The sequence below is a fragment of the Desulfococcus multivorans genome (assembly GCF_001854245.1).
Classification (GTDB): Bacteria; Desulfobacterota; Desulfobacteria; order Desulfobacterales; family Desulfococcaceae; genus Desulfococcus; species Desulfococcus multivorans.
In genome coordinates this window covers 2076382-2091153 of sequence record NZ_CP015381.1, presented here as the reverse complement: position 1 = coordinate 2091153, position 14772 = coordinate 2076382, and the positions used below count along the sequence as shown (strand labels likewise).

The following is a 14772-nucleotide window of genomic DNA, read 5'->3' as shown; positions in this document are numbered from 1 at the left end:
GTAAAATCCCTCATATACCGCAAGGCTCGGCTTTCATGTCCGCCGGCATCACTTCCTGAGCACGGAATATTAAAATATAACGTGATCTCAACGGTTAGTAAAGAGCGATTTCAGCGGTTGCGACGATACCCGTTTTTGGACGGTCTCTTGTCAATTGGGACTCAACTTTCGACTTTCATAGACCGGTGCCGGGAGGATGCGGCCCGCGCCCCTTCAGCGGTGAGTTTTAGTGCCGCTTAAGCGCAGCGGCGGATCAGCGGCCCGGACTGTTTGAGCGCAAGCGAGTTTCCGGGCCGCCCGGAGCAAGCTTTAGCGACACTTGAACGAAACCGCGTCGGGCGCGGGCCGCATCCTCCCGGCACCTCCATCCGGCCATCGCATGAAAGTCGAAAGTTGAATTGGGATTTATTCCGGGATTTGCTTGATCTTTTGAGAACGGTGTGTATATTTGAGGTCAATCCTTTTAAAATAGATGGTGGACGGACGATGCGCCGTCCATATCAGCGGCAGTGACCGACGGATCTGAATACATATCCGGACCCGGGGAGGCAATGATGAAACGGATCCTCATGATGCTGATTTCGGTGATGTTTTTTCTGTTGTTCCTTCCGGCCGTCCAGTATGCTTCGGAATGGTGGCTCCTTGGCACTGTCAAAGGAGACGGAATCCGGCATAAACCCATACCTGTTTTACTCGTCAAAATCGACGACGCCGGGGGAACGGTGGTTGCCAAAACCCGGACCAATGCCAGGGGCCAGTATGCCTTTTCGGATCCCGGTGAGGGGCTGCCGCCGAAAGCCTACAAGGTCGTTCTCAACGTGAGACCCGATCTGTCCATCGACATCAGTCTGGCGGACGTGACGCCCCGGGGCTGGATGCCGGCGATCATACCGCCGGTCACCGTATACTGGTAAACTCAATTTTCGGCTTTCATCCTGGTGGCCGGAAAAAGGTGTCGGCGGGGCGCGGCCCATGAATACCGAACGCTGAACGGAAACAGGGTTCAAATATTCTGTTATATCATCATGTTGATGATCCAACAAGTCACGTGATGCCGTCAAGGTTTCGCGATTGCAGACGTCCGGATTTCTTTCAGGGAAAAAAAGGCAGGTTGCCTGCAAAAAAAGCTTGCGATTTTTTTCCACCTGCATTAAATAGCGCGCGTCTTTTTTTTTGCCTGCAAAGAATAGGAGATTTATGTCACCCGATTAGCAGCGCCGGCCAGTCGCCCATACGGCTCTTTCTGACCCCGGCGCTATTTTGTTACAACCCAATCAGAAAATACCCAGAAAGAGGGGGGCGAATGGATGATTAAAGAAGCTCTTGTCGGTCGCGACGTCGTTCATCCTTTTAAACAAACCGCTACGAAGAAACACTGGCCTGAACATCACAATCTTCTCTCCGACGAAACACCCCAGGATCACTTTATCAAAAGAGATGATGTCGTTTTCGCCGGCATACATCTGATCATCGATCTTTGGGGCGCGAAGCACCTGGACGATCTGGAACGGATGGAGAAAGCGTTGCGGGACTGCGTCGATAAAGCCCAGGCGACGCTGCTGCACATTCATCTTCACCATTTTACGCCCAACGGGGGGATCTCGGGGGTGGCCGTTCTGGCGGAATCGCATATCAGCGTTCACACCTGGCCTGAGCGCGACTATGCCGCTTTCGACGTGTTCATGTGTGGGAACTCCCAGCCGGCAGAGGCCATTCCAGTGCTGAGCAAAGCGTTCTATCCCAAGAAAATCATCGTCAGCGAAAATCTTCGAGGGGTACTTGATCATGCGTAATTTTTCAGAAACCCTTTATGACGCTTACGCCCAGGAGTTTCGAGTGGATGAGCTGCTGCACGAGGTCAAAACCGACCATCAGCATCTTGTCATTTTCAAGAATGTCATCTTCGGGCGGGTCATGGCCCTGGACGGCATTGTCCAGACCACGGAAAAGGATGAATTCATTTATCATGAAATGATGTCGCACGTGCCGATTCTCGCCCATGGAAACGTCGAGAGCGTCCTGATCGTGGGCGGGGGAGACGGCGGCATGCTGAGGGAAGTCTGCCGGCACGATACGGTTCGTCGCGTCACCCAGGTGGAAATCGACCAGGCCGTCATCGACATGTGCCGAAGGTATCTTCCCGGCCACAGCGCCGGCGCTTACGACGACCCCAGGGCCGAGATCGTCATCGACGACGGCATTCATTTCGTTCGGGAGACCCAACAGAGATTCGACGTCATCATTTCGGACAGCACCGATCCCATCGGACCGGGCGAAGCGCTCTTCACGGAATCCTTCTATGCCGCATGCAGAAAATGTCTCAATCCCGGCGGCATCCTGGTTACCCAGAACGGCGTCGCCTTTCACCAGATGGATGAAATCCGTCAGACCGGGGAACACCTCGAGTCCCTGTTCGGCGACTGGCATTTCTATACCGCCGCCGTTCCCTCATATGTGGGCGGCGCGATGTATTTCGCCTGGGCGACGGACGAACCGCGTCACCGGCGCACTGACATCGCCACCCTGAGAGAGCGTTACCGGAAAAGCGGAATTACGACCCGTTACTACAATCCGGAAATTCATTTTTCGGCTTTCGCACTGCCCCAATACGTGCTGGAAGCCGTTGGAAAGAGCGATAATGAATACCTTTAAGCTGTCTTCCGTCGATATGGACGCTCGCTACCGCGAGCTGACTGCCGCCCATGGGTCGCCGTTGTTTCTTCTGGATTGCGACGTTGCACGTCGGCAATACCGCTCGCTGAGACAGGCGCTTCCCGAGGTGGACCTTTACTACGCCGTCAAGGCCCTGCCCCATCCCGACCTCCTGTCGGTGCTTCATGAAGAGGGGGCGGGGTTCGACATCGCCAGCACCGGCGAAATCGAGGTACTGCGACAAATCCATGTCGCCCCGCGGCGGACGATCCATACCCATCCCGTCAAACGGGATCGGGATATCCGGGATGCCCTCCGGTACGGCTGCACCACCTTCGTGGTCGACAACCCTGACGAACTCCTGAAATTCATTCCTTACCGCAATCGGGTGGGAATCCTTCTCAGGGTCAGTTTCCGGAGTCCGTCGGCTCTGGTGGACCTGTCCAGGAAGTTCGGGTGTTCCGCGGATCAGGTCCCGTCCATACTCCAGCTGGCGGAGCGGGCCGGCATCCACATCAAGGGTCTCTCCTTCCACGTGGGGTCCCAATGCACCGACACCCGGCAGCAGGTTCAGGCCATCGAAACCTGTAACGTGCTGATACGCCGGCACCACGATGTCGCGACCATGCCCCTCAGCATCCTGGACATCGGCGGCGGATTTCCGGTTTCCTATGAGGACCGGGAGGTCGACATCGCCGCCTACTGCGCCCCTATCCGTGAGGCCTTGTCTCAGCTGCCGGCCCACGTGAGGGTCATTGCCGAACCGGGGCGCTTCATCTGTGCCCCCGCGGCCCGAACCGTCACCACCGTAGTGGGCCGCGCCGACCGGCAGGGAATGAAATGGTACTATCTGGACGACGGCGTCTACGGTTCCTTCAGCGGACAGATATTCGACCATGTCCGCTATCATCTGGAAATTTTCGCCGAGGACGGCCCGGTCTATCCCAGCGTCTTCGCCGGCCCGACCTGCGACAGCATCGATGTGATCGCCGAGGACATTCCTCTGCCGAACCTTCCCCTGGGCACCATCGTCGTGGGTCACATGATGGGAGCCTATACGGCGGCGACCGCCACCGAATTCAACTCTCTCAAAAAGGCCAGGGTATTGGTCCTGAACCGGGAAAACAGATTCGGCACGGTCTGCCCCGTGCCGGAACACTTCATCAGCACCCTTGGCATGCGGGGGATAAAAGGACGACGCATGGTTCAGTAACGGCATCGGGGAGGCTCCCCCGCCCCTTCCTGAAACAGATACCAAACGGCCCTGACGGGTTAAAAAAAATCGGAAGCGCCTTTCCAAAGGGAAGGCGCTTTTTTTGCACAAGTTTTGCCCTATCCGGACAACGACGGCTCCGTATGCAGGATCATCCCGTGGCTGTCCACAAAGGGAAGGTAACGGAAGAATAAGGGCTAGGGTTTCGAAATGACGGGAAGCAGCGTCCAGAAAAGGAGAATGATAAGACCGATGGAAAGTCCGATCACCATCAGGGCCTGTTGCCAGGTCAACCGAAGCCACCGGGTCAATCCCGTGAAGATCAGCCACCATTTCCAGGGCTCGGTGATGAAGAGGAAGTAGGGCATCCAGGAGGCGGGCAGGGTCACCCCGGCCGCAAAGGCGTATATCGTAAAAAACCGGACATAGGAATGCCTTCGGCCGAGGGTCAGCATGGCCGTCATGTAACCCAGGCCCGAAGTGACGAACACCATGCCCACGGCATTGGCCATGAAAATGGTTGCTGCGACCCAGGGGCCCACCGCCGCGTTCATGAGGCCGGCCGCCGTGAAGATGATGCTGGAGACCAGAAGAAACCAGAAGGGAAGCCGCATCCCCATATTCTCCGGCAGTTCCTCGAAAAATCGCCGGGGGCTTCCCAGAAGCTGTGACAGCGTGCGCAGATAAAAACGCAGCGAAAATCGCTGGGCCCCTGTTGGGTTTTCCATCACAGCCATCCGATTTTATAAACAATTCCCAGGATAAGCATGATGATGGTCAGGAAAAAAAAGAGTCGTCGTTCGGCTTCCCGGGTGAAATAGGTGACCCCCGCCTCGTGCCGGACGGCTTTCAACGATTTTGGATCGCGTGCTTTCCCCATTTTTTTGACTCCTTGTCGGAAAGCCTCCGCAAAGCCTCTATCCGGGGCCTTGCGAAGGCGGTTCAGTGTAGACGATCTTTCGGTGCGTTGCCCCTTGACCTTCATGATCAACGCCCGCGCCCGCCTGCTTTCTCAGTAGGCGGGCATCCCCCCAAACCCCCGCCAGGTCCAGTACAGCGCCGTCATGAGCAGGAGAAGGATATTGGAGGCGAAAAAGACCGGTATGCCGGCCCGAAGGAAGTCCTTGGGCTCCAGATATCCGCTGGCGTAGACAATGGCGTTGGGCGGCGTGCCGATGATCAGACAGTACGCAAAGGACGAGGCAATGGCCGTGGCCATGGCCATGAAGGGCAGATAGGTCGTCCCCGGATGGACCAGACCTGCCATATTGAGGGTGATGGGGCCTACGGCGGCAGCTGCCGGACCGTCCGCCATCAGGTTCGTGATGACGGCCGTAAGCGCGTTGGAGGTGGCCATGAGGGGCAGCCCCGAGTCCATTCCCAGCGGCGCCAGAACCTCGATGACCGATCGGGCCAGCCAGTAGGCCGCGCCGGTCTCGTCCAGGGTTCGGCCGAAGATGATGGCGCCGGCATAGAGCCAGACCACGCCCCAGTCCACCTTCTCCTGGTAGTCACGCCAGTTGACGATGCCGGTGAGCAGATAGGCGACGGCGCCGGCCACGGCAATGACCCCGATGCCCAGGCGCACCGGATAGATCCCCAGTGAGTAAAACTCCTTTTCAGTGAACCACCCGAAGACCATGACAACGAAGATCACCAGGGCGATTTTCTGGGAACGGTTCCATGCGCCCATTTTCCCGATCTCCCGCTGCAGATTTTCCATGGCCGGAGCCAGGGAGGTGATGCGGGGCTTGAACCGCCAGTTGACGATGATCCAGGTGATGGGAATCATGACGATGACAAAGGGAAAGCAATAGGTGACCCACTGGAAATAGCCGATGTCCACCCCGAACATGTCGGTGAGGTAGGTCATCATGATCACGTTCCGCGCACCGCCCGAAGGCGCTCCCGGCCCGCCGACGTTGCAGGCCATGGCGATGGCGATCATGATCATCTTCCCCAGTTCGGGATCTTCCGGAATTTCCTTGGTGAGACTGTTCTGGTAAAGGAGCATGCCGATGGGTAGAAACATGGCCGCCAGGGCATGATCGGAGATAAAAGCCGCCAGGGGTGCGATAATGACGATGAAGATCAGGGTGATGGCCCGGATGTTGGGCACGGCGAGGCGTTTGAACATCATCATGCAGACCCGCTTGTCCACGCCGGTCTTGACGAAGGCCGCCGCGAACATCAGGCTGCCCATGATAAACCAGCAGGCGTCGCTCCAATAGAGCATGGCCACCTCTTCCCGACCCACGACACCGCAGAAGACGAGGATCAGGCCGATGCAGAAGGAGACCCCGGGAAGCGGGATGCATTCGGTGAGAAAACAGAGCACCACGAAAGCGCCCATGGCGATGGCCACCTTGATGTGCCAGGCCCCCTTATCCGCCGCCTCTTTTTCCCTCCCGGTGAGATTCTCGTACTTGAGCCCGTCCCGGCGGAGATCCATGGCGCTTTTCATCAATGCGGCAAAACGCTCGTCGGTGACGTTCCCCTCGATCCATTCACTGGCCCGGTTAAAGTTGGCCTCGCTCGATTGAATATTGTTTTTACGGACCCATTTGTAGTCGCGTTTCATGAACCGGTTTTTGGTCAACGCGCCCATACGGAGATTCTGCTCCATCATCTGGGCCGCCACCAACTGCCACTGCTCCGCGTCCGAACTCGATTTCCCGAAGAGGTCCTGGGTGATAAGGTTGATCACCGCCCCGGGCCCCACCTTGTATTCCGTTCCCACGTCCTTCATGCCGTAAGGCGTCGGCAGAACGAGGATCAGGAAAAAAAGTACGACCGGAACGATGAAAAACTTCCAGTCCACATATTTATCGTAACCGGTGACCTTTTTCTTTTTTGCAGCCGACATCAGAATCTCCTTTCAAGAATATCCATCGGATTCGCGCAGCCCGGTCCGGCCGCCGCTACCCATGCCAAAGGCGTTTTTCATCGACATCCTTCTTCTCTCCTTTCCGGCCGGATTAGGCCCTGAAGCGGCCTCACTTGAGGATGATCTTCGCCATCTCAAAGAAAAGCTCCTGTTCCCGGACAACCCCGATCACCCGCCCCTTGGCGTTGGTGACCACGACCCGCCTGGCATTGCGGCTGTACATGATATCCGCAAGTTCCATGAGGTTGGCGTTCTCGTCCACGCTCGGCGGCGTGGCGGACATGATGTCGGAAACCATGACGTCAGCCAGTTTTTTTGCCTGGCTGGTAAAGAGCCCTGTCCAGAACATGGCTGAATACTGCATGGCATCGGCCATGGACGGCTTTGGTGCGGAAAGATAGGCGGGCCGAACAGCCCCGATCAGATCCTGGATGCTCAAGATGCCCTCGATATCCCCGTCACGGTCGAACACCAGAATCGACCGGTGTCCGGTTTCCATGACGGATCCGCTGGCGATAAGACCCTCGAACGATCGCATCAGGTGTTCGATGGCTTCCCTGACGCTCTGATCCCCCTGAATCGTGGTGTACTCCTCCACGCGGATCATGACCTCGCCGGCTTTTTTTTCAGTGGCCCACGCTTCGGTGTCGTGGATAGCCCTGTGAGCGTCATTGATTTTAGAGACCAAAAGGTCGATGTCGCACGGTTTGCTCAGATAGTCGAAGGCCCCTTTTTCAAGGGAAGCCTTGGCGGATTCCACGCCGCCGTGCCCGGTGAGCATGATCACCTGTGTGTCTGAACGGATTTCCTTGATTCTGGCCAGGGCCTCGTGGCCGTCCATACCCGGCATCCTGATGTCGAGCACGACCACGTCCATCGGCTCCTTTGTCAGAATGTCGACGGCCTCTTCTCCCGTTGCGGCCATCGTGGTGTCCAGACCTCGTTTACGTAGGATTTTCGAAGTGGTCTCACGAAACTTGGCTTCGTCGTCGACCATCAGCACCTTGATTTTCTCAGACATGTGTGACTCCCTTTGTTGAATGATCCGGTCCGATGTGCAGGCAATCAACCCGTCGGGCATTATTCCGGCTCGGATTCCTTGAGGATCTCCCGAGGCGATTTCATGTATTTTTTGCTGGTGGCCAGCCGAATCTTCTCCTCCATGCGCTTCCATTTTTCAAAGGCCTCTTCCGCCTTCCGGATCAGTTCCTCAAGACCGGTGGGCTTCATGAGATAATCGGTGGCCCCCGACTTGAGGCCGTCGACGGCCGACTCCACGGTAGCGTGCCCGGTGAGCATGATCACCTCCACCAGGGGGAAGCGGGACTTGATCTGTTTGAGGGTCTCGATGCCGTCCATTCCCGGCATCTTGACATCGAGAATGACCACGTGGATGATCTTCCTTTCCAATATCTCCAAGGCTTCCTGGCCACTCGACGCGATCTGGACATCATAGCCTTTCTTGTTCAACAATTTCTGGGTCGTCGTTAGAAAACGCTCCTCGTCGTCCACCAACATCATTTTCATTTGCTCCATGCTGATTCCCCCATTCTGTCTGATTGGTTTATCATTTTCCTAAATCGACGCCGAAGGCAGAAGGATGGTAAAGGTCGAGCCGGAACCCGGACTGCTCTCAACCTCCATGGTTCCGCCCATGGTATTGATGATGCCGTAGCAAACCGACAGACCCAGACCGGTGCCCTTCCCCGGCGGCTTGGTCGTGAAAAACGGGCTGAATATCTTTTTGATGTTATCGGCGTCGATCCCGCACCCGTTATCCCCGACAACGATTCGGGTATGCCGGCCTTCGGCAGCCGATGTCCGGATCGCGAGCTGTCCTCCGGATGCGCCGTGCCGATGAATGACCGCATCCATGGCATTGTTGAAGAGATTGAGCAGAACCTGCTGAAGCTGCCCCGGGTCCCCGTGGACCGGAGGGGTGTCTTCGGCAATCTCCTGGATGATTTCAATGCCGTTGACGCTCGCTTTTTTGGCCACCATGTCCGTGACCTGGGGAATGAAGACGGTGAGGTCCACGTTCTGCATACGGGGTTCGCCCTGGCGGCCGAATTTGAGAATGGCTTGGGTGATGCCGGCGCACCGATCGATCTGGAGTTTGATCTGCTCCATGGAATCATCGAGCTCCGTCAAGGCTTCCGACGGCTCAAGCGCACCGCTCGCCTTGAGATCCTGAAAATTCATCTCGATCAAGGCCTGTTCGCTTCGAATGATCTGCAGCGGGTTGTTGATCTCGTGGGCAAACCCAGCCGCCATCTCTCCAAGCTCCGCCAATCGCTGCGCCCTGATCAATTGCTGGTTGAGGCTCTCTTTTTCCGTGTCCATCTCCTTCATCCGCTGGATGATCCGGCCGGTGATATAAAACGCCACGACAACGATGGCCGAAAGCGCGATGATCGAAATCAGAATGATGCCGTAGGTTGCGGCCATCAGTGACCGGAGGGATTCCGCTTTTTCCTGACGGACGACCAGCAGCCACTCCTTGTCTTTCAGCCAGGTGGTGGCATACAGAAAGTCTTCTCCGGTAATATCCTTCGCGAGGTACGTATGAATGTTGTCGAGATCACCGGGGTATTCGACCTGGTCCAGGGGATTCTCCATCAGATCCCTGCCGGAGCGCTGCCGGGTCTGCAGGACCCCGTCGGAATTGAGGAGATACGCCTCACCGGTCTTGCCGATACGGACCCTTTCCACCAACTGCGTGAAAAACTGGGTGTCGATGGTGGCGCGGACGGTCCACCTGCGACCACCGTCACTTTTGCTGACGGCGATGATGAAGTGCGGCACCTGACGGTACCCCAGAAAGATATCGCTGATGTAGATCCCATCCCCCATGGCCCGCTGAAACCATTTCTCCGAACCGTAGTTCTTCCATTTCAGCTCGTAGGGCCCGTTGTAGGCCACGTGGTTGCCGTCCTGGTCAAACACCCCCAGGTCCACGAACGCCCCTGATTGTTCCTGGAGGTTTTTGAACACCCGGCCGAGATGATCCGCCTGGCTCAGGTCATCATAGGAATAGGTATTGAGGATGAATTGCAGGTCGTGGGCACGCTCAGTGAGAAAGGATTCGATCATATGGCGATGATCGGAAACAATCCGTTGAAGACTTGCGATGGTGGAGCGCTGCAGAGAGTTCGTCAAATAATAGGATCCCAGCAGGAGGCTCAGGGCAAACGAAACGACCGGGACCAGGATCATACTGATCAGGATCTTGTTCTGTATCGATTTATAATAGCTCGGTTTCATGACAGGTCTCCGTTTGAACCGTTTATTGAACAGTGGCGGTCCCCTATCGCACATGGATGTTGCCGAACTATCTACAGCAAGCATTGTGCCACACACCATAATTGATCCAATATATTAAATTCGTTATATTTTATGACATGGTGATTTCATATTTCACAGGCCGGGGCATACGGCCCTGTCGACATTTTTTACAGGGTGTAAAACCGGCTATCCTGAAGCCGTCATCGACAGGCGGATCGCCTTCCCTCCGGCGCGGAAATTTCTACGAACGACTGAGGAAACAAATGGATGGGGATGAATTGAATTGGGAACGGATTGGATAAGAGACGGATATTGCATCGACGGTTCGGTTCACATCAGGGCCGAACCCGCGCCTCACTGTGACATCTTCCATACGTCGACATTCTGGAATCGGCTCACCAGGCAGTACTCGCGAACGGCGACCGCCACGAGAGCGCAGGACGGGGTTCTTACAAAGGTCGACAGATGGGCGTGCCGCGCCAGGTACAGGGAAAGCAGGGTGTCCCTGGCTTCGCCGGAGACCTCCTCGCCGGTCCCCAAGGCCGTGAGGGCGACGGCGTCCTGGAAATCCGTCACCTGGTTGGATCGGCTGTCGATCAGGAGGGAAACATGAGGGTTATGCGTGATGTTTGAAAACTTGCGGGTCTCCCGGAGCGTGGCGAAGACGAGTGTTTTGAGATCATCGGTCGCCGCAAAGGCAACGAGGCTGGTATAGGGACGACCCCCCGCATCGGTGGCCAGAACCGCCAGCTGCTGGGCGGCGAAGAGCTCCCGGAGCTGATTTCCATATTGAATGAAAGACCGCATTGCGCCCCCTTGAAGGAATATTGGGTTTGACCTCGGCTGATATATCCCAATCACCACGAAAATGGAAGAGACAATCCAACCGCGGTCTTGCAAAGGTTGAGAATCTCGGGTATGCTGACCCCTTTTTCGGCCGAAAACCCGACACGGTTGCGGGGGGGTTCTTTGCCGCCGCATCCCGGGAAGCATCGAATTCCAAAACGGCTCGTAAATTCCGAGACAACGGCAGAGAACAGAAGGCGGGGGTGCGTCATGGAAGAAATACGGTTTCACGGCCGCGGCGGGCAGGGGACGGTGGTGGCGTCCATCATCCTGGCCAAGGCCTTTTTCAAAGCGGGATATTATGTTCAGACCTTCCCGGTATTCGGCGTCGAGCGCCGAGGAGCGCCGGTTGAGGCCTATCTTCGTCTCGATCACCGGAAGATTCGGATTCGAAGCAACATCTACACCCCGGACCATGTTCTGGTTCAGGACGTGAAGCTTCTGGAGAGCGTCGACATCACGCGCGGACTCAAGCCCGGGGGATGGATACTGCTCAACACAGCCGAACCGACGGCCGCCGGAGCCTTCAACGGTTTTCGGACGGCGACCGTTGACGCAGCACGGATCGCCACGACCCATCACCTGGGCACGAGAACCCACCCCATCATCAACACGGCCATGATCGGCGCATTCGCCAGGATCCTCGGGATGCCCCCCATGGACGCCGTTGAAGAGGCGATCCGACAGGAGATTCCCATCAAGCAGGAGGAAAATATCGCCGCCGCCAAACAGGCCTACGCGGAGGTCCGTTTTTCAAACACCACAACGGAGGCAGGGAATAAAGATGACGTATGATCCGGAAATCATGAAAGAGACGCCGATGCGGATATCGCGATCGAACATCTCTACCGAGATCAACAAGACCGGATCCTGGCGCTTCGTACGGCCGGGCTATGACGAAAAAACCGCTCCATGCAGCAGTGCCTGCCCTGTCGGAGAAGACATCGCCCGCATCGAGATGCTGGTGGGTCAAGGCATGTTTCCGGCCGCATGGGAGACGATCCTGAGAGAAAACCCCTTTCCGGCCGTCTGCGGACGGGTCTGTTTTCACCCCTGCGAGAGGGTCTGCAATCGCGGGCGGATGGACAGCCCCGTCGGCATCCATCACCTGGAACGGTTCGTCGGAGACCTGGCCATTGAAAATGCCTATGCCGTTCCCCACCCGTTTTATGGAGACGAGGCCGAAGCCGACCGGCGGGCAATCCATGGGAAAAAAATCGCCATCGCCGGCGCCGGGCCGGCGGGACTCTCCGCCGCCTATTTCCTGACCCGCCTGGGACATGCCTGCGATGTTTTTGACGCGGACAGCGAGCCCGGCGGCGTGCTGCGGTGGGGCATCCCCTGGTATCGGCTGCCCGAGGACGCCCTCAAGGCCGAAATCTCCCGAATCGTCGACATGGGGGTCAACATCTACTGCAGGAAGCCGGTGACCGCTGAATTCCTCGCGGGAGCGGCGGCATCCTACGACGCCGTCTTTTTGGGGTGCGGCCACGGACATTCCCTTCAGATGGGCATTCCCGGCGGGGAAAAGGTTCAGGACGGACTCCGATACCTCCACGACATCCGCCGCGGCGAAAACACCTGCAGCGGTGGAACCGCGGCCGTCATCGGCGGCGGCAATACGGCCGTCGACGTGGCGCAATCTCTCATTCGCCTGGGAGTGGATACCGTTATCGTCTACCGCAGACGGCGCCGGGACATGCCCGCCTTCGACCATGAAATCAGGATGGCGCTGGCCGAAGGCATCCGGCTTATGGAGCTTGCGGCGCCGGTTCGAATCGACAACGACGGCGACCGGTTGACCCTCACCCTTCAAGAGATGCGGATCACCGACATGGAAACCGCCGGAGGTCGCTGCCGCGTGGTGCCTGACGGTGAACGAACCCGCATTCTCAAGGTCGACCAGGTCTATTCGGCCATCGGTGCCGAGCCCTCGGAAAGCTGGTACCGTCCTCCCGAACAGCGGCCGGATGTGCTCAGGATGAGCCACTGCACCCTGTGGGCGCATCCCGCGTCCGGGCTGCCCCTGGTTTTCGGTGGAGACCTGACGGCCCCGGTCAGGAGCGTCACCGACGCCGTGGCATCCGGGAAACAGGCCGCCATGATGCTCGACACCCTCTTCCGGGAAGGGAAGGCGGGGATCCCGGAACGGATCGCTCAATGCCGTGTCGGCGACGGGCCGGCCCTCTCCATGGAGATCTACCTTTCCGGAAGCCGTAAATCCCGGAATCCCGCCATCGTTCCCTACACCGCCATCAACACCGATTACTTTACGCCGGCCGACCGCGCCGTGCCGCCAACCCTTTCCCCATTGGAACGACGAACCGCCTTTGAGGAGGTCGAAGGCGGTTACAGCCCGGAGACAGCCGTCAGGGAGGCGACGAGATGCTTCAATTGCGGCATCTGCAACGACTGTGACAACTGTCGCCTTTATTGCCCGGAAGTGGCGATTTATATGGACGGCACCCGGTGCATCAACCTGGATTACTGCAAGGGCTGCGGCATCTGCGTGGTGGAATGCCCCAGGAACGCCATGACCCTTGAGGAGGAGCAGTCATGAAAGAAGTGGTGGAAGGCAGCCATGCCGTTTCCGAAGCGGTCCGATTGGCGAGAGTTCAGGTGATGTCGGCCTATCCCATCACCCCCCAGACCCATATCGTGGAGGCCCTGTCGGAATACTGCGCCCAGGGCCGGATGGCGGGCCGGTTCATCTGCGTGGAAAGCGAGCATTCAGCCATGGCGGCGGTCATCGGGGCCGCCAGCGGCGGCGCCCGGACCTTCACGGCCACCTCATCCCACGGCCTGGCGCTGATGCATGAACTGCTCCATTGGGCCTCGGCCGCCCGTCTCCCCATCGTCATGGCCGAGGTCAACCGGGCGTTGGGGCCGGGATGGAACATCTGGATGGACCAGACCGACAGTTTGGCCCAGCGGGATACCGGGTGGATTCAGCTGTATTGCGAAGACGGTCAGGAGGCACTGGACACGACCCTCCTCGCCTTCCGTCTGGCCGAATCCGCCGACCTTCCGGTCATGGTGGTGTTGGACGCATTCTTCCTCTCCCACACCTACGAGCCGGTGGACATCCCCGATCAGGCGACGGCGGACCGATTCCTGCCGGCATACCGCCCCAGGATTCAACTCGACACCCGGGAGCCTTGCGCCCTCAGCCAGATGGCCCCTCCCGGATGTTACATGGAGATGCGATACGACATTCAGGCGGGCATGCGACGGGTACCCGACCTTTACACGACGGCCGAAAACGATTTCGAAGATATTTTCGGCAGACGCTACGGCATGCTCGAGGCCTATCGATGCGAGGACGCGGAGATCATCCTGGCAATGGCCGGAACGGCCGTCAGCACCAGCCGCCAGGTGGTGGACGATCTGAGGGATCGCGGCGAAAAGGTCGGTCTCCTGAAAATCCGGATGTTTCGACCTTTCCCGACGGATCTTCTGAGGCGTCTGGTCGGCAACGCACAAAAAATCGCCGTGCTCGACCGGAATTTCTGTTTCGGCCTGGGCGGCATCTTCGCCCAGGAAATAAGGGCCGCTCTCTATCACGGCGAACGGCAGCCGTCGGTTTTCAGCTACATTTCCGGTCTGGGTGGTCGGGACGTCACACCCGAGATCATCGAGGAGATTTACCGTCGTTCCAAATCGGCGGATCATCCGGAGATTGAAAGCGTCTGGGTCGGGCTGGACCCCGGGATATGCCCGGTGTGACGGACCGCCTGACGGATAGAGACTCAAGGCTGAAGACTGAATAGGCATCAACGCCCCTTTCGCCGCAGGCATCCCCCTGTAGCCTTCAGTCTGTAGTAGAGCGGCCCGGACTGTTTGAGCGCCGGCGGGTTTCCGGACCGACCGGAGCAAGCTTCAGCGGCAC

General features: G+C 57.8%; 14 protein-coding genes. 7 read left to right on the top strand and 7 right to left on the bottom strand.

What is annotated here, in order from left to right; genetic code table 11:
- Positions 1 to 551 precede the first annotated feature (551 nt).
- From dmul_RS09125 to dmul_RS09110, 4 genes are all read left to right on the top strand, one after another.
- Positions 552 to 914 carry a hypothetical protein gene (locus dmul_RS09125; protein WP_144016410.1) on the top strand — a complete coding sequence of 121 codons (363 nt, stop codon included), beginning with the start codon at positions 552 to 554 and terminating at the stop codon, positions 912 to 914.
- A gap of 393 nt (positions 915 to 1307) precedes the next feature.
- Entirely contained in the window at positions 1308 to 1793 is a 486-nt protein-coding gene (gene speD / locus dmul_RS09120) for an adenosylmethionine decarboxylase (protein ID WP_020876372.1), read from the top strand.
- On the top strand, positions 1786 to 2652 hold the full coding sequence (speE, locus tag dmul_RS09115) for a polyamine aminopropyltransferase (RefSeq protein WP_020876373.1): 867 nt from the start codon (positions 1786 to 1788) through the stop codon (positions 2650 to 2652). Before speD ends, speE begins: the two co-directional genes overlap by 8 nt.
- Entirely contained in the window at positions 2639 to 3865 is a 1227-nt protein-coding gene (locus tag dmul_RS09110; RefSeq protein ID WP_020876374.1) for a type III PLP-dependent enzyme, read from the top strand. Before speE ends, dmul_RS09110 begins: the two co-directional genes overlap by 14 nt.
- 197 nt (positions 3866 to 4062) lie before the next feature.
- On the opposite strand, the gene dmul_RS09105 is transcribed toward dmul_RS09110, so the two are convergent.
- From dmul_RS09105 to dmul_RS09080, 7 genes are all read right to left on the bottom strand, one after another.
- The gene (locus tag dmul_RS09105; RefSeq protein ID WP_020876375.1) at positions 4063 to 4593 is read right to left on the bottom strand and encodes a YIP1 family protein; all 531 of its coding nucleotides are present in this window, start codon (positions 4591 to 4593) and stop codon (positions 4063 to 4065) included.
- A complete protein-coding gene (locus dmul_RS20475) occupies positions 4593 to 4745 on the bottom strand; it encodes a hypothetical protein (protein WP_020876376.1) in 153 nt (50 codons plus the stop codon). Before dmul_RS20475 ends, dmul_RS09105 begins: the two co-directional genes overlap by 1 nt.
- A 132-nt stretch (positions 4746 to 4877) precedes the next feature.
- Positions 4878 to 6731, bottom strand: coding sequence for an SLC13 family permease (locus tag dmul_RS09100; RefSeq protein WP_020876377.1), 1854 nt, complete (start codon positions 6729 to 6731; stop codon positions 4878 to 4880).
- 130 nt (positions 6732 to 6861) lie between these two features.
- On the bottom strand, positions 6862 to 7773 hold the full coding sequence (locus tag dmul_RS09095) for a CBS domain-containing protein (protein WP_040414790.1): 912 nt from the start codon (positions 7771 to 7773) through the stop codon (positions 6862 to 6864).
- 59 nt (positions 7774 to 7832) lie between these two features.
- Entirely contained in the window at positions 7833 to 8288 is a 456-nt protein-coding gene (locus tag dmul_RS09090; protein WP_040414767.1) for a response regulator, read from the bottom strand.
- A 39-nt stretch (positions 8289 to 8327) separates the two neighbouring features.
- Positions 8328 to 10016 carry a sensor histidine kinase gene (locus dmul_RS09085; protein ID WP_020876380.1) on the bottom strand — a complete coding sequence of 563 codons (1689 nt, stop codon included), beginning with the start codon at positions 10014 to 10016 and terminating at the stop codon, positions 8328 to 8330.
- Positions 10017 to 10391: 375 nt separating this feature from the next.
- Positions 10392 to 10844 carry a pyridoxamine 5'-phosphate oxidase family protein gene (locus dmul_RS09080; RefSeq protein ID WP_020876381.1) on the bottom strand — a complete coding sequence of 151 codons (453 nt, stop codon included), beginning with the start codon at positions 10842 to 10844 and terminating at the stop codon, positions 10392 to 10394.
- A 249-nt stretch (positions 10845 to 11093) separates the two neighbouring features.
- On the opposite strand from dmul_RS09080, the gene dmul_RS09075 reads away from it, so the two are divergent.
- From dmul_RS09075 to porA, 3 genes are read left to right on the top strand one after another with little or no spacing between them, the layout of a single operon-like run.
- Positions 11094 to 11678, top strand: a complete 585-nt coding sequence (locus tag dmul_RS09075; RefSeq protein ID WP_020876382.1) for a 2-oxoacid:acceptor oxidoreductase family protein — start codon at positions 11094 to 11096, stop codon at positions 11676 to 11678.
- Positions 11668 to 13443 (top strand): FAD-dependent oxidoreductase, encoded by a 1776-nt coding sequence (locus tag dmul_RS09070; protein WP_020876383.1) that lies wholly within the window; start codon positions 11668 to 11670, stop codon positions 13441 to 13443. The genes dmul_RS09075 and dmul_RS09070 overlap by 11 nt, the downstream gene beginning before the upstream one ends.
- The gene (gene porA, locus dmul_RS09065) at positions 13440 to 14609 is read left to right on the top strand and encodes a pyruvate flavodoxin/ferredoxin oxidoreductase (RefSeq protein ID WP_020876384.1); all 1170 of its coding nucleotides are present in this window, start codon (positions 13440 to 13442) and stop codon (positions 14607 to 14609) included. The genes dmul_RS09070 and porA overlap by 4 nt, the downstream gene beginning before the upstream one ends.
- The last annotated feature ends 163 nt before the right edge of the window (positions 14610 to 14772 follow it).

Excerpts from the sequence above, each read along its gene's own strand:
- dmul_RS09085 (WP_020876380.1), bottom strand. The coding sequence starts at position 10,016 with ATGAAACCGAGCTATTATAAATCGATACAGAACAAGATCCTGATCAGT.
- speE (WP_020876373.1), top strand. The coding sequence starts at position 1,786 with ATGCGTAATTTTTCAGAAACCCTTTATGACGCTTACGCCCAGGAGTTT.
- speD (WP_020876372.1), top strand. The coding sequence starts at position 1,308 with ATGATTAAAGAAGCTCTTGTCGGTCGCGACGTCGTTCATCCTTTTAAA.
- dmul_RS09070 (WP_020876383.1), top strand. The coding sequence starts at position 11,668 with ATGACGTATGATCCGGAAATCATGAAAGAGACGCCGATGCGGATATCG.
- dmul_RS09125 (WP_144016410.1), top strand. The coding sequence starts at position 552 with ATGATGAAACGGATCCTCATGATGCTGATTTCGGTGATGTTTTTTCTG.
- porA (WP_020876384.1), top strand. The coding sequence starts at position 13,440 with ATGAAAGAAGTGGTGGAAGGCAGCCATGCCGTTTCCGAAGCGGTCCGA.
- dmul_RS09110 (WP_020876374.1), top strand. The coding sequence starts at position 2,639 with ATGAATACCTTTAAGCTGTCTTCCGTCGATATGGACGCTCGCTACCGC.
- dmul_RS09095 (WP_040414790.1), bottom strand. The coding sequence starts at position 7,773 with ATGTCTGAGAAAATCAAGGTGCTGATGGTCGACGACGAAGCCAAGTTT.
- dmul_RS09100 (WP_020876377.1), bottom strand. The coding sequence starts at position 6,731 with ATGTCGGCTGCAAAAAAGAAAAAGGTCACCGGTTACGATAAATATGTG.
- dmul_RS20475 (WP_020876376.1), bottom strand. The coding sequence starts at position 4,745 with ATGGGGAAAGCACGCGATCCAAAATCGTTGAAAGCCGTCCGGCACGAG.
- dmul_RS09090 (WP_040414767.1), bottom strand. The coding sequence starts at position 8,288 with ATGGAGCAAATGAAAATGATGTTGGTGGACGACGAGGAGCGTTTTCTA.
- dmul_RS09105 (WP_020876375.1), bottom strand. The coding sequence starts at position 4,593 with ATGGAAAACCCAACAGGGGCCCAGCGATTTTCGCTGCGTTTTTATCTG.
- dmul_RS09075 (WP_020876382.1), top strand. The coding sequence starts at position 11,094 with ATGGAAGAAATACGGTTTCACGGCCGCGGCGGGCAGGGGACGGTGGTG.
- dmul_RS09080 (WP_020876381.1), bottom strand. The coding sequence starts at position 10,844 with ATGCGGTCTTTCATTCAATATGGAAATCAGCTCCGGGAGCTCTTCGCC.